The following is a 13,855-nucleotide window of genomic DNA, read 5'->3' on the forward strand; positions in this document are numbered from 1 at the left end:
TCAAAACGGAACTTAACTTAAAACTGATAAAGCAATTACATTATATACCCTAAATAATTCGAGTCGCCGGACAAAACGCAGCGCGTTTTGAACACCCCCCGGGCTGGCCCCGAAGGGGTGAGGCCCCAGGGCCGAATAAAGCCAACGCACATGCAACTTGAAGTATGACGGGTATACACCCTGAATAATTCAGGTAGCTGAGTTCATTATTTCTGTCCACCGCAGCCGTGGCCGATCCGGCTAAACCATAATACGCGGCCCCACTATATTATTGACGTTCGTTCGCAGACGCCCCACGCCTCCCCGGCAGAAAAATCAGCAGCAGGCCGAGAAAAATCAGGATAGCGCCCGCGAACTTCTGCTGGCTGAACCGCTCATGGAGCCACGGCAGGCAAATCGCGCCGACCCACACCAGCACGTAGCTCAGGCTGAGCAGCGGATAAGCATGGCTCAGCGCAATCTTACGCAGCGCCAGATACCAGCAAACCATGGAGAGCCCGTAGGCGGCCAGCCCCGCCAGCAAAACCAGAGAAGAGGTGCCGCCCAGCAGCGCCGGGCCGTAATAACCCCAGTCCCATGAAAGCGGCGGAAGCTGGAGCATGGCCCACTTCATACCCAGCTGCGCCCCGCTGACCAGCAGTACGCTTATCAGCGCCCATAAATAGCCCATCAGACGTCGCCCCCCAGCAGGATAATACCGACAATAATCAGCAGCACCGCCAGCCAGTGACGTACGGCGATCCGCTCCTTCCAGATCCAGGCTGCGGCCAGGGTGACCCAGACAAAGTTAAGGCTCAGCATCGGATACGCCACGCTGACCGGGAGCCGCTGCAGCACCACCAGCCACAGCAGCATACCGAGGCCCAGCGACAGCAGCGCTAATCCTGACCAGACGCAAAAATGGCGGCCGCGCCGCCCGCTGCGGCACGGAGCGGCCGCCTGCTTCTGACACAGCTGTCCGATACAGCTGAGCAGGCTGGCCAGTATCAGGCAGAGCCAGACGCTCATTGCGGCAGATACTGGATAAAGACAACCTGCCCCAGCACATAGAAATCATCGGGAGCCGGCAGGGCCAGGTCATCCATACTTTCTCCTTTACCCAGGGCCAGAACCAGCGACACCGGCCCCAGGGGGCGATGCTCCGCCAGCCAGTCGCCAAACGCCTTCCCGGAGATGAATTTTCCCCGCGCGTCCGGCCAGCTCAGGCCATAGCGCAGCTCCCCCTGCCTGTCATACATGATGATATCGTCACGCTTCAGCGTCCAGGCGAGACCCGAGCCGATGCCCACGCTGTTGGTCAGCACGTAGCGGCTTGACGCCAACGATTCGCTCACGGCCGCGATCATAAACTGGGGCTGCTTCTTATCCATAATCTGCTCCGGGATGCTCCCCCCTACCAGCAGCGCCAGCCCCAGCGGACACAAGGCGGACAGCAGCCAACGACGGCCCCGGTCGCGCATCGCGAGGCACCCGGCCAGCGCCCAGACCGCAAAGGCCACCGCCGCCAGCAGGCACTTGTACAGCTCACCGTGGCTCCAGAGCGGCTGGCGCAAAAGGCCCCACGGCGAAACCACCAGCACCGCCACCAGCCCCGTCAGGCCAAAGGCCAGGTTGAGCGCGCCGTTGAGACGCAGCGCCCTGCCTCCCGCCTTTACGGCCTCCAGCGCATAGCGCGCCATCAGAATCGACAGCGGCGCAAAGCACGGCAGAATATAGGTTGGCAGCTTGCCCTTCGCCACGCTGAAGAACAGGAGCGGCATCACCACCCAGCCCAGCAGATAGAGCGCGCCGCGCCCCTCAGCGCGCTCGCTCCAGCCGCCCTTCAGCGCTCCCGGCAGCAGCGCCAGCCACGGCAGGCTGCCGGCAAGCAGGAACGGAAGGTAGTACCAGAACGGTGCCTTGTGCTGGGCGTTATCTTCGGCGAAACGCTGAATATGCTCCACCCAGAAGAAGTAGCGCCAGAAGTCCGGCTCGCGCTGCGCGATGGCCAGCCCCCACGGCAGTACCACCAGCGCGCAGACCGCCACCGCCACCCAGCCGTAAACCAGCACCTCGCGCCAGCGCTTGCGGGCAATAACCCACGGCAGCACGCTCACCACCGGCACCGCCAGCGCCAGGAAGCCTTTCGTCATCACCCCCAGACCGCAGGCAACGCCCAGCAGCGCATAGCCCGCCAGCCTCTCCCTGCGGGTGCGCGCCGCGGCGGCGCTCCAGAAACTGCACATCGCCAGCGCCAGCCACAGGGTTATCATCGGGTCCAGCACCGCGTAGGTGCCGACCCCATAGACCAGCAGCGAGGTCAGAAAAATAACCGGTGCCAGGGCCGCAATGTGCTTACTGCGGAAAATTTGCCACGCCAGCCACGCCACCAGCAGGGCGGTTATCAGAGTGGAAAACACCGCGCCGGAGCGAACGCCGAAGTTGTTATGACCAAACAGCCACTGACCAGCGCTGTTAATCCAGTAGCCGACGATCGGCTTTTCGAAATAGCGCACGCCGAGAAAATGCGGCACCACCCAGTCGCCCGAGGCCAGCATTTCGCGGCTGATTTCCGCATAGCGGGTCTCATCAGGCTGCCAGAGCAGGCGGAAATTAAGCGGCAGCAGATAGTACAGCGCAAAAAGCCCGGCCAGATAAACGACATAACGGCTGTTTTTCATAGGTCCGAATCCAGTAGTTGTTCACACCCAAGCCAGCCTTCCCGGCCGGCAATCTCGCCCCGCGTCACGATGCCGGAGGGCAGTTCACCCGGATCGGCGGGCAGCAGCTGGCTCAGCGGGCAAAACTGAACGCCCTCTTCCGCCGCCATCGCCAGCAGAGCGGTAAACTGCCGGGCGCAGGCGATGCCTTCAACCTCGGCATGAATGGTATAGACCGGTACGCCCGACGCCTGATGAATGCGGTCCAGCAGATAGCGGTTAAAATCCACGCCGACGACGACGCGCCCGACCGCCTCATCCCAGGTCGGCAGCGTCACCGGAATCTGTACGGTGCCGCTCACGCCGTCGTCCAGCCGTGGTAAAAAGGGGCGCGTGCCCCGGCAGTCGCTGTTGTAGCGAAAGCAAAAAGGCTCCTTGGCCGCCACCACCCGCCGGTCGGCGCGCCAGCCGGCGACGGCCGAGCAGGTCACCGGCCGGCCGATGATGCGCTCCAACTCCAGCAGACCGCGCTCAATCTCCAGCGCCAGGCGCGCCTGGGACCAGACGCCGCTCCAGGTCTGCCAGCCGTGGTGATCCCAGGCGTGCAGCCCCACCTCATGACGCCGCGCGGCGGCGCGGATAATCGCTTCATTACCCGCCCCGATCCTGCGCCCCGGCCACGCGGTGCCGGCGAGCAGGATCTCCCAGCCGTACAGCGACGCGGCCTTTGAGCGCAGCATCTTCCACAGAAATCCCGGCTTCACCAGACGCCACAGATGACGCCCCATGTTGTCCGGGCCGACGCTGAAAAAGAAGCTGGCCTGAACCCCGTACTGGCCCAGCGATGTCAGCAGACGCGGAACGCCCTCCCGGGTGCCGCGAAAGGTATCAACATCGATACGCAGGCCCACCTGCCTCATGGCTGCCGCTCGTCCTGCGGCGCAACGGTACGCAGGAAAAAGTCCAGCGTCCGTTCCACGGTCTCCTCCATGGCGACCGTCGGCGACCAGTTCAGGCAGCGTTTCGCATTGCCAATGTCCGGCTTGCGGAACTCAACGTCCTGATATCCTTTACCGTAATAGTCGCTGCTTTCCACCTCGCGGAAGCCGGCAAACGGCGGGAAGCGATCGCGCAGCGGATGGCGTTCGAAGCAGGCGAGCAGCGTTTCAGCCAGCACTTTAATGCTCGCCTCGTTATCGGGGCTGCCGATGTTAATAATCTGTCCGTCGCACAGGCCGTCCCGGTTCTCAATAATGCGAAATAACGCTTCGATACCGTCGCGAATATCCGTGAAGCAGCGCTTCTGCTTACCGCCATCGATCAGCCTGATGGGCGAGCCTTCCACCAGATTAAGGATCAGCTGAGTGATGGCGCGGGAGCTGCCGGTGCGCGCGGCGTTCAGGCTATCCAGCCGCGGCCCCATCCAGTTGAACGGGCGAAACAGGGTAAACTTCAGGCCGTGCTTATCGCCGTAGGCCCAGATCACGCGGTCCAGCAGCTGTTTTGACACCGAGTAAATCCAGCGCTGTTTATTAATTGGACCAACCACCAGGTTGGAATGGTCTTCATTAAAAGCGTTATCGGTGCACATGCCGTACACTTCCGACGTCGACGGAAAGATGATGCGTTTATTGTATTTCACGCAGCTGCGGATAATCTTCAGGTTCTCTTCGAAGTCCAGCTCGAAGACGCGCAGCGGGTTGCGCGTATACTCAACCGGAGTGGCGATCGCCACCAGCGGCAGCACCACGTCGCACTTCTTAATGTGATATTCGATCCACTCCGAGTGAATGCTGATATCGCCTTCCATAAAGTGGAAGCGCGGGTTGTCGAGAAAGCGCCCGACGGCCTCTGAACCGATATCCAGGCCGTAGATCTCGTAGCCCTCCTCTTTCAGCAGGCGTTCGGTCAGGTGGTTGCCGATAAAGCCGTTCACCCCGAGGATCAGCACCCGGGTCCGGCGCTTAGCCTCCGCTACTGGCCGGTGGCTCAGCAGCGCGCCGGCAACCAGCCCCAGCGCCTGCGCCAGCTGGGCTCCCTGCAGGTAAATGCCGCGTTCGGTCTGCCCGGCGACAATCTCCAGCGCCCCCTCCTGACAGGCCACCACCAGCGACGAGGTGGAGATCACCACGCCCGGCTTCGCCGACACGTCGTGACGCACGCGGGATTCCCAGACTATAAACCGGGTCGCCCCGACATAACCGAAGGCTCCGGGCCACGGCTCGGAGACCGCCCGCACCAGGTTGTGCAGCGCGCGCGCCGGTTTTTCCCAGTCAAGACGACCATCCTCCGGCGTTCGGCGACCGACATAGCTCGCCTGGTCGTGATCCTGAGGGCGCTCCTCAGTTTTACCTTCGCGGATCGCCGGCAGCGCCTGGCCCAGCAGCTCCCCGGCGGCCGCGCACAGCTTGCGGTGCAGCGTCAGCGCCCTCTCCTCTTCGTCGATGGCCACCGTCCGCTGGGCAACGATATCCCCCGCGTCGGCGCGGTTAACCATCCGGTGCAGGGTCACCCCGGTTTCCGTTTCACCGTTCACCAGCACCCAGTTCAACGGTGCGCGACCACGGTATTTCGGCAGCAGGGAGCCGTGCAGGTTGAAGGCTCCTTTCGGCGCGATGCTGAGGATCGCCTCGCCCAGCAGGTTACGGTAGTAGAAAGAAAACAGCACTTCCGGCCTCATCTCCCGGATACGTTCCACCCACAGCGGGTGGTTGACGTCATCCGGTGCCCAGACCGGGATGCCCAGCCCGGCGGCGAGGCGCGCAACGGAGCCAAAAAAAGGGGTTTCGCCCGGCGTATCCGGATGGGTAAAAACGGCGGCGATCTCATAGCCGGCCTCCAGCAGGGAGTGGATGCCGGTACACCCCATATCGTGATAGGCAAAAACGATGGCTTTCATGATCTAACGTCCTCTTGTGATACCGCCTGCGGCTGGCGAATAACCTGTTGAATAAAGTAGCGGGGGCGGGCGCGAACATCGTTATAGATGCGCCCGATATACTCCCCAAGCAGTCCCATTCCGACAAACTGAGCGCCAATGAACATAAACAGGACGGCAAACAGCATAAACACCCCTTCCGCCGCCCATTGGGGGCCAAACGCCAGGCGCAGAACCACCAGCAGGAAAGCAAAGGCAAAGCCCAGCAGAGCGATAGCGCTGCCGAACACGCTTAACAGGCGCAGCGGCGTGGTGGTCAGGCAGGTCACCAGGTCATACATCAGGTTAATCAGGCGCATAAAGCTGTATTTGGAGTCGCCATGTTCACGCCCGGCGTGGCTTACCGGAATTTCCACCGCCCGGCGGGCGAAGGTATTCGCCAGGATTGGAATAAAAGTGCTGCGCTCGTGGCAGTTAAGCATGGCGTCGACAATATGACGGCGATAGGCGCGCAGCATACAGCCGTAGTCGCCCATCGCTTTGCCGGTCGTGCGCTGAATCAGGTGGTTAATGACCTTTGAAGCGCTTTTACGAAGGAGGCTGTCCCGGCGATGCTGGCGCACGGTGCCGACCACGTCATAACCTTCATCGGCCTTCTCAACCAGCCGCGGGATCTCTTCCGGTGGGTTCTGCAGATCGGCGTCGAGGGTGATGACCAGATCGCCGGTCGCGTGGCTGAAGCCCGCCATGATCGCCGAATGCTGGCCGTAGTTCCGGTTCAACAGCACCGCCACCACGCGGCTGCCTTCGGCCTGGGCGGCGTCGGTAATCATTTGCGCGGAGCGATCGCTGCTGCCGTCGTCAATCAGCAGGATTTCATACTGACGCCCCAGCGTCGCACAGGCGGCCTCCGTGCGGCAAATCAGCGCCGGCAGGCTATCCTGTTCGTTGTAAACGGGAACAACGACCGAGACTTTCTTCACGGGAGAATAATTCAACATAGTAATTTAACGTCCTGACAGATGGCGCAGCGCGCCTATAACCCGGCTGACGTCGTCATCGGTCATATCCGGAAACAGCGGGAGGGAGCAGAGACGTGCGCTATTCCATTCCGTATTCGGTAGGGAAAGGGACGGGAAGCGCTCGCGATAATATTTTTGCGTGTGCACCGCGCGGAAGTGCAGGCCGGTGCCGATGCCCAGCGCTTTGAGTCTGGCCATCAGAGCATCGCGGCTGAATCCGCAGGCGGCTTCATCGACGCGAATAATAAACAGATGCCAGGCGTGCCGGTGCGCCCATCCGGGCGCGGTCAGCGGCATAAACGGCGTATCCTCCAGCGCGTTCAGGTAGCGCCGGGCGATTTCGCCCCGCCGCCGGTTGGCGGCGGGCAGCTTCTCCAGTTGAACCAGCGCCAGGGCGGCGTTGATATCCGCAAGATTGTATTTAAACCCGGGCGAAATAACCTCCGCCTGCGGGGCGCGGCTCTGGGTCTGCCGATCCCAGGAATCAACGCCGAGGCCGTGAAACCGAAGGCTGCGGATACGCGCGGCCAGCTCGTCGTCGTCGGTGACGATTAGCCCCCCTTCCGCACAGGTAATATTTTTAATCGCATGGAACGAAAAGATCGCCGTACCGCATCCGCCGACGTGGTGCCCCTGATACTCCGTTCCCACCGCGTGGGCGGCATCCTCAATCACCGGAATACCGTAACGCCCGGCGACCTCGCGGATTGCGGCGATATCCGCCGGTGCCCCCGCGTAATGGACGGGAATAATGGCCCGGGTGCGCGGAGTAATGGCGGCGGCGACCGTATCCGCCGCAATCATCAGATTATTTTTATCAACGTCGATCATCACCGGCGTCGCGCCCAGCAGGCAGATCATATTCAGCGTCGACACCCAGGTTTGCGACGGCGTAATGACTTCATCACCAGGTCCAATGCCCAGCGCCGCCAGCGTAATATGCATTCCGCCGGTCGCAGAGCTGACCGCGATGGCGTGACGGTTGCCGGTGAGTTTGCAAAACGCCCCTTCAAGCGCCTGGTTTTTCGGGCCGGTGGTGATCCACCCCGATTGCAAAACGTCGCGCAGCGCCGCCAGCTCAGCTTCGCCCATTGACGGACGCGAAAACGGCAAAAAATCGCTCATGATTTTCCTGTTCTGTTAATAAGCCAGAGGAAGGTCAGGCTCGCTCTCCCCGTATCCGACACGATGAGGCGGCACCGGCGAAATATCCTGCGCCTGCGGAGTTAAACAAAATGAAAACAAAGTTCATTCACGCCAGCGCTATTTAAACTGAATAAAATGCCCCGCTTTGGCTGCCGGCTTGTTTATCTGTTTGCTGGGGGTGGATGACGTTTTGCACAGCCAGGGCGCAGCCCACAAAGAAGGGAGGCCCTGAGGCTGAATTAGGCGGCAGGCGGGCGGGAGCGTATTTATTATCTTAACGTCTTGATTTACGCTCTTTTAGCTCACGGTGTATTGGCCCGTCGTAAAAACGGTTATGTCAGAAAGAGCCTCAACGCCGTGCAATCGCCATCGCATCCCCTGGCGGGTGAAAGTGTATAAGAGTACGCCATCAGACGAACCAGAACGCAAAATCATTTGCCGGGCTGCGCCAGGGATGGATTAGCCGCACTTCATGAACCAAAATACTGCAATATAAAGTACAAGAGAGATTATTATATTAGCCCGTTTCTGGTTTAAGTAGATTTACTGCTTTTTGGTATGGGGATATTAGCCTGAAGTTACATCTCAATTTGCAGCGTATTACCCGTCATACTTCAGGTTGTCTGCGCGCTGACTTTATTCGGCCCGGAGGGCCTCACTCCTTCGGGGCCTGCTCTGGGCTGTTCAAAACGCGCTGCGCTTTGTTCTGTAACTCAGATTATTTAGGCTATATAAAAAAGACTGCCCCGGGCAGCCTCAGGTTGATGACAAAGAGGGAAAAACGTGGTTTTTCCCTCTTTGTGATTAGCAGCCGAAAATCAATGAATTGATTTTCCTTGTTTATTTTTGTGGTGATTATGGCCGAACGAGTTCGGCCTGGGTTTGTTATCAGTCTCAGGGCTGCCCCAGGCAGCCTTTTCGTTAATGAGAAGTTTCGCGCTTAGCTTCTGATTTTTCTGTAGATAAACAGCACGACGATGGCACCGATTATCGCCACGACAAAGCTGCCAAAGTTGAAGCCGTCAACTTTGCCAAAGCCGAAGAGCGTACTAATCCAGCCACCGACTACGGCACCGATGATCCCCAGAACGATGGTCATGAAGAACCCGCCGCCGTCCCTGCCAGGCATGATCCACTTCGCCAGAATGCCCGCGATAAGACCAAAGATAATCCATGAAAGAATGCCCATTTTTTCCTCACTTAGGTTTTTACGTTAGCGGTTTATTCACCGTTAGAAAGCATAGCACACGATCGGCAGGATGAAATATGTGAAGTAAATCACTTTATTTTAGCCTGCACTTTCTCCCACAAAAGATGGGGTTGCAAGTTAAAATGATAAAGATTATCTTTCTCAATACTGAATAGTTGAGTGACCTGCTCGGGTATTCAGCACGACATTGCTCACATTGCTTCCAGTATTTTTGCCCGCCTCCGTGCGGGCTTTTTTTTGTCATCGACTCGTCATTTCTGTCGAACGGACTGTCATTCGGCTTCCGGCCCGCGCACCATCTCCGGCTACACCTGCCTTTAGAGTCTGGCATGAGCTATGCATAGACCTACGATCACCATGACATGAGGCCCGCGACGCCGAACCGCTGGCTTCGTCTGTTTAGCGCTGTTTCACCTTTTAACAGGTCTGTTATTGATGAAAAAAATGACCACTGTGTGTCCCTACTGCGGGGTTGGGTGCAGACTCAGGCTTATTGTTGAAAATAATAAAATTATCCGCGCCGAGGGTGCCGGGGGCGTGACGGATCAAAATCAGCGGTGCCTGAAGGGCTACTACGGCCGGAATTTCCTTAACAATACGCGCCTTTTAACTCCGCGTCTGACCCGCCCGATGATCCGCTATGAAAAAAGCGGTAAGTTTGTTCCCGTCAGCTGGGACGAGGCCATTCGCTATACCGCCTCGCGCCTGCTGGAGATCAAAAACGCCCACGGACCGCGCGCCATTATGACTACCGGCTCCTCCCGCGGAGCCGGCAATGAAGCCAATTACGTTATGCAGAAGTTTGCCCGCGGGGTGCTCAACACCAATAACGTTGACTGCTGCGCCCGCGTTTGCTGCGGCCCCTCCGTCGCCGGGCTGCAGGAGACGCTCGGCAACGGCGCGATGAGCAATTCCATCAGCGATATCGAAAACTCCCGCTGTCTGCTTATCTTTGGCTATAACTGCGCGGATGCCCACCCCATCGTGGCACGCCGGGTGCTCAAGGCGCGGCAGAACGGTGCCAAAATTATCGTCTGCGATCCGCGGCGGATCGAAACCGCGCGCATCGCCGATCGGCATCTGCAGCTCAACAACGGCTGCAATATGGCGTTGGTTAACGCCTTTGGCCATGTGCTGATCGACGAACAGCTCTACGATCGCGAATATGTGGAAAAACACACGGAAGGGCTGGAAGCTTACTGGCAGATCGTGAAGGATTACTCCCCCGAGGCCGTTGAGCACCTTACCGGCGTTCCTGCCCGGCAGGTTCGCCAGGCGATGCGCACCTTTGCCGCCGCGCCGTCGGCAACCGTTATGTGGGGCATGGGCGTCACCCAGTTCGCCCAGTCCGTCGACGTGGTGCGCGGCCTGTCGAGCCTGGCGCTGCTCACCGGCAACCTGGGGCGTCCGAACGTGGGCGTCGGCCAGGTACACGGACAGAACAACGTGCAGGGAGCATACGATATGGGGGTTCTGCCCAACCTGTTCCCCGGCTATCAGGAGGTTACCGACCCGGCGGTACGGAAGAAATTTGCCCGCGCCTGGGGGATCGACCCCAGCCTGATGGATGACAAGGTCGGAGCGCGCATTACCGAGATCCCGCACCTGGCGATGGCGGGTAAAATCAAGGCCTGCTACATCATGGGAGAAGATCCGCTGCAGACTGAAGCCGATCTCGGCCTGGTACGCCAGGGCTTCGGGGCGCTGGATTTTGTGGTGGTGCAGGATATCTTCATGACCAGGACGGCGGAAATGGCCGACGTGCTGCTACCGGTGACCTCGTGGGGCGAACACGACGGCGTTTTCACCTGCGCCGACCGCGGCTTTCAGCGCTTTGAGAAGGCTCTTGAGCCTGCCGGCGACGTCAAGCGCGACTGGGAGATTATCAGCCTGCTCGCCACGGCGATGGGCTACCCGATGCGCTACGCTAACAGTCAGCAGATCTGGGACGAAATGCGCGAGCTGTGCCCGCTGTTCTACGGCGTCACCTACGAAAAGATGGGCGATATGGGGCACATCCAATGGCCCTGCCCGAATCTCGATCACCCCGGTACGCCCTGGCTCTACGCCGACAGCCGTTTTGATACCCCCAGCGGCAGAGGCAGGCTGTTCGCCGCGCCGTGGCGGGCACCTGCTGAATCCCCCGATGAGCACTTTCCGCTGGTGCTCTGCACCGTACGCGAGGTCGGACACGACTCCTGCCGCTCGATGACCGGCAACTGCGCGGTGCTGCAGGCGCTGGCAGATGAGCCGGGCTACGTGCAGATCAACAGCGAAGATGCCGGCACGTTAGGTATCCGCCATCACGATCTGGTCTGGGTCAGCTCGCGCCGCGGCAAGGTGATCAGCCGGGCCGATGTCTCTGATTGCATTAATCGCGGCACGGTATATATGACCTGGCAGTGGTGGGTAGGGGCGTGCAATGAGCTGACGCAGAATAACCTTGATCCCATCTCAAAAACTCCGGAAACCAAGTATTGCGCCGTGAAGGTCGAGCAGATTGCCGATCGGACATGGGCGGAACGATACGCGGCACAGGCGTACAGAGAGATGAAAACCCGCCTATGTGAGGCGATTGCCTGAATCTTACTGCCTGAGTTCGTCGCCGGACTCAGGCAGTTTTCCGCCTACTTCAGCCCCGCGTGCAGCGGTTCGTAAGGCAGAGAAGCGGCCCGCTCTCCTCTCCTCTCCTGGCGCATAAATCCGAGCGCGATCAGAAACAGCCCCACCATAAACGGCAGTTCGTACAGTTCCTCAATCAGATCGACATACTGCCTGCTGTGCAGAAACAGCGGTGCCAGCAGCCGGTGGTGCTCCACCGTATCAGAAATCAGAAACGCCCCGGCGGTTACCGCAAAAAGCCATACCGGCAGCGGTGCCTCGCGCAGCCGGCGCACAATCTCCCGACGTAGCGCCTTTGAGAACAGCAGCGGCAGCAGCAGCGCGGCAATCAGCGCCACCGAGACGATGCGGAACAGCAGTCGGGGCTGCTCCGGAAAATAGACGCGCCCCCAGCTGGTGCTTCTGCCCAGCAGGACCACCCACCAGACCACCGCCCACAGCCAGAACTGCTTCGCGCCTTCGGGGCGGGAAAGCGGCCGGATATAGCAGGCGGTAAACAGCGCGCCAAACAGCAGCCACAGAGCCTGTCCATTTTCGATCCACGCCACCACGGCACCGTCGGCCAGCGGCATATGCCAGTCTGCCGTAAAGGGAAAAAGGATGGCGAACAGAACAAGAACGGGCGTTGCCGGGGTTAACCTAGTATCAAATTTCATAATCATTCAATTCAGTGATATTTCTGTCACCCAATCATAATTTTTATGAATCCCTACCCCTTATCATTCAATGCGCTTATTTTAAGGTTTTCTTAAGATTTCTATTGCAAGGCGTGTCAGACGGAAGTACGACGGCGAAAAAAGAGAACCGCACGGCGCGCCGGGCGCGGTGCGGTCTGTTACGGCAGGCAGAGACGACGTTGGCGGCGGCGCTTACCAGCCGCACACGTCATGCTCGTTTTCGGTATCGTACGAGCGTACGGTGTTGACCAGATCTTTGATGACCTCAGCCGCCACTTCCGGCACCAGCAGGGCCATTGGCGTTTCGGTTTCATAATCAACGGAAACGCCGTTGCTGTTATTGGTCACGGTAACGGTGTAGGTTGCTTTCCCCATCGTTTACTCCTTTCCGGTATGCACGACTTTTCGCTGGCCCGCGCTTTCCATCAGCACTTCCGGAGCGACGAAAAAGTCGATATTAAAGTAAGTATCCTCGGTCATCACTTCGATGTTATGCCACTTTTCGGGTGGAAAAACGCCAAACTGACCGGCCTCAATAACCATCACCTTTTCTGGCTCCGGGCTGTGCTCGTCCGCGTATCCGAGATATTTAACCGCCCCCTGCATCACCGACAGGCGGGGATAAACTCCGGGTCGGGTTCCTTTATCAAGGTGGCGTTTGAAGATTCCGGCGGGCGCGGTTTCTTTATTCCAGAACGGCGTGGAGCGCGTGTGGATGTGATCTTGTGGAATCTGAAGCATTCTGTTCCCTCTTCCAGTCGGTATGTTGCGATCTCAGGTTAACCGCTGTTTCTGTAAGGCTACGCCTTTTAAATGATGTTTAAAATACACCTTAAGAGGCAGGGTCATACCCGCGCGGAGACCGGTTATCCGGCGCACCGCGGACGCTTTATTCAGAGTAGTTTATTTCGCGGGCCTTCGTACTGCTCCGGGCACTCCGCTGCGGTGGGAGTCAACAAGGCGCGGGCGGGATCTTTCTCACCCACGTGCCGGAGGCAACGAATGCCCCCGCTCACCCCTCAGGAAAAAGGCCCGAATGACACACCGCCCGGAATTGATCCAGATTTTTTTTATCCGTCACCTTCAGCGCGGCCAGGACATCGCAGGTAAAATCGATAAAACCGACGCCGCCGGCGGTGATCAGGTTATTATCCCGCACAGAAGGCGCATGCTTATATTTTGCCGCACCGGTATAGGCTGAACCGGCCTTATCCCTGAGGTAAGCCAGCCCATTGGACGTGTGGCTGACATTATTAAGAAAGCCGTTCGCCCCCAGAAACGCGGAGGCGTCACAAATCGCGCCCACCACCCGCTCCCTGGCCAGAGCCTGCTGCACAATCGGCACCACCCGCCGGGCCTCATCTCCCCACCAGTTCATCCCTCCTACCAGGATCAGCGCGGCGTAATCGTCCGGCAGGGTATCGAAAGTATAATCCGGTAAGCAGCGAAAGCCACCGATAGAGACCACAGGTCCCGGATCCGGTGCCACCACCTTAACCTCATAGCGCGGGGCCCAGATACCGAATCCCCGGCGTAATCCTGGTGCCAGTAATGCAAACTCCCAGTCGGCGTACTCCGTTATCACCACAAATAAAACTTCGCCGCGTAGCGCCTCTTCACCCTCTGTGTGCATATTATCCTCCTGATAGTTATCCAATATG

General features: G+C 59.1%; 13 protein-coding genes. 1 reads left to right on the forward strand and 12 read right to left on the reverse strand.

Features of this window, described 5'->3' with window-relative positions:
* Positions 1–268: 268 nt before the first annotated feature.
* From arnF to GJV78_RS13230, 8 genes are all read right to left on the reverse strand, one after another.
* Positions 269–670, reverse strand: coding sequence for a 4-amino-4-deoxy-L-arabinose-phosphoundecaprenol flippase subunit ArnF (gene arnF / locus GJV78_RS13195; RefSeq protein ID WP_155108797.1), 402 nt, complete (start codon positions 668–670; stop codon positions 269–271).
* Positions 670–1,008 carry a 4-amino-4-deoxy-L-arabinose-phosphoundecaprenol flippase subunit ArnE gene (gene arnE / locus GJV78_RS13200; protein WP_155108798.1) on the reverse strand — a complete coding sequence of 113 codons (339 nt, stop codon included), beginning with the start codon at positions 1,006–1,008 and terminating at the stop codon, positions 670–672. The genes arnF and arnE overlap by 1 nt, the downstream gene beginning before the upstream one ends.
* Complete coding sequence (gene arnT, locus GJV78_RS13205; RefSeq protein ID WP_155108799.1) at positions 1,005–2,660, reverse strand: lipid IV(A) 4-amino-4-deoxy-L-arabinosyltransferase; 1,656 nt, start codon at positions 2,658–2,660, stop codon at positions 1,005–1,007. Before arnT ends, arnE begins: the two co-directional genes overlap by 4 nt.
* Complete coding sequence (gene arnD / locus GJV78_RS13210) at positions 2,657–3,559, reverse strand: 4-deoxy-4-formamido-L-arabinose-phosphoundecaprenol deformylase (protein WP_155108800.1); 903 nt, start codon at positions 3,557–3,559, stop codon at positions 2,657–2,659. The genes arnT and arnD overlap by 4 nt, the downstream gene beginning before the upstream one ends.
* Entirely contained in the window at positions 3,556–5,538 is a 1,983-nt protein-coding gene (gene arnA, locus GJV78_RS13215; protein WP_155108801.1) for a bifunctional UDP-4-amino-4-deoxy-L-arabinose formyltransferase/UDP-glucuronic acid oxidase ArnA, read from the reverse strand. The genes arnD and arnA overlap by 4 nt, the downstream gene beginning before the upstream one ends.
* Positions 5,535–6,518 carry an undecaprenyl-phosphate 4-deoxy-4-formamido-L-arabinose transferase gene (gene arnC, locus GJV78_RS13220; RefSeq protein WP_155108802.1) on the reverse strand — a complete coding sequence of 328 codons (984 nt, stop codon included), beginning with the start codon at positions 6,516–6,518 and terminating at the stop codon, positions 5,535–5,537. The genes arnA and arnC overlap by 4 nt, the downstream gene beginning before the upstream one ends.
* 6 nt (positions 6,519–6,524) lie before the next feature.
* Positions 6,525–7,664, reverse strand: coding sequence for a UDP-4-amino-4-deoxy-L-arabinose aminotransferase (gene arnB, locus GJV78_RS13225; RefSeq protein WP_155108803.1), 1,140 nt, complete (start codon positions 7,662–7,664; stop codon positions 6,525–6,527).
* Between the two features lie 961 nt (positions 7,665–8,625).
* A complete protein-coding gene (locus tag GJV78_RS13230; RefSeq protein ID WP_155108804.1) occupies positions 8,626–8,874 on the reverse strand; it encodes a GlsB/YeaQ/YmgE family stress response membrane protein in 249 nt (82 codons plus the stop codon).
* Positions 8,875–9,330: 456 nt separating this feature from the next.
* Here GJV78_RS13230 and fdhF point away from each other — a divergent pair, with 456 nt between their 5' ends.
* A complete protein-coding gene (gene fdhF, locus GJV78_RS13235) occupies positions 9,331–11,478 on the forward strand; it encodes a formate dehydrogenase subunit alpha (RefSeq protein ID WP_155108805.1) in 2,148 nt (715 codons plus the stop codon).
* Between the two features lie 44 nt (positions 11,479–11,522).
* Here the strand turns inward: fdhF and GJV78_RS13240 are convergent, their stop codons facing one another.
* The 4 genes from GJV78_RS13240 to GJV78_RS13255 all read right to left on the reverse strand — a co-directional run bounded on the left by GJV78_RS13240 (position 11,523) and on the right by GJV78_RS13255 (position 13,827).
* On the reverse strand, positions 11,523–12,173 hold the full coding sequence (locus GJV78_RS13240; RefSeq protein WP_167519567.1) for a hypothetical protein: 651 nt from the start codon (positions 12,171–12,173) through the stop codon (positions 11,523–11,525).
* Positions 12,174–12,386: 213 nt separating this feature from the next.
* A complete protein-coding gene (locus GJV78_RS13245) occupies positions 12,387–12,569 on the reverse strand; it encodes a DUF1869 domain-containing protein (protein ID WP_155108807.1) in 183 nt (60 codons plus the stop codon).
* 3 nt (positions 12,570–12,572) lie between these two features.
* The gene (yeaR, locus tag GJV78_RS13250; RefSeq protein ID WP_155108808.1) at positions 12,573–12,935 is read right to left on the reverse strand and encodes a DUF1971 domain-containing protein YeaR; all 363 of its coding nucleotides are present in this window, start codon (positions 12,933–12,935) and stop codon (positions 12,573–12,575) included.
* A gap of 271 nt (positions 12,936–13,206) precedes the next feature.
* The gene (locus GJV78_RS13255; protein ID WP_155108809.1) at positions 13,207–13,827 is read right to left on the reverse strand and encodes a DJ-1/PfpI family protein; all 621 of its coding nucleotides are present in this window, start codon (positions 13,825–13,827) and stop codon (positions 13,207–13,209) included.
* Positions 13,828–13,855 lie beyond the last annotated feature (28 nt).

It is taken from the genome of Intestinirhabdus alba (assembly GCF_009711095.1).
Classification (GTDB): Bacteria; Pseudomonadota; Gammaproteobacteria; order Enterobacterales; family Enterobacteriaceae; genus Intestinirhabdus; species Intestinirhabdus alba.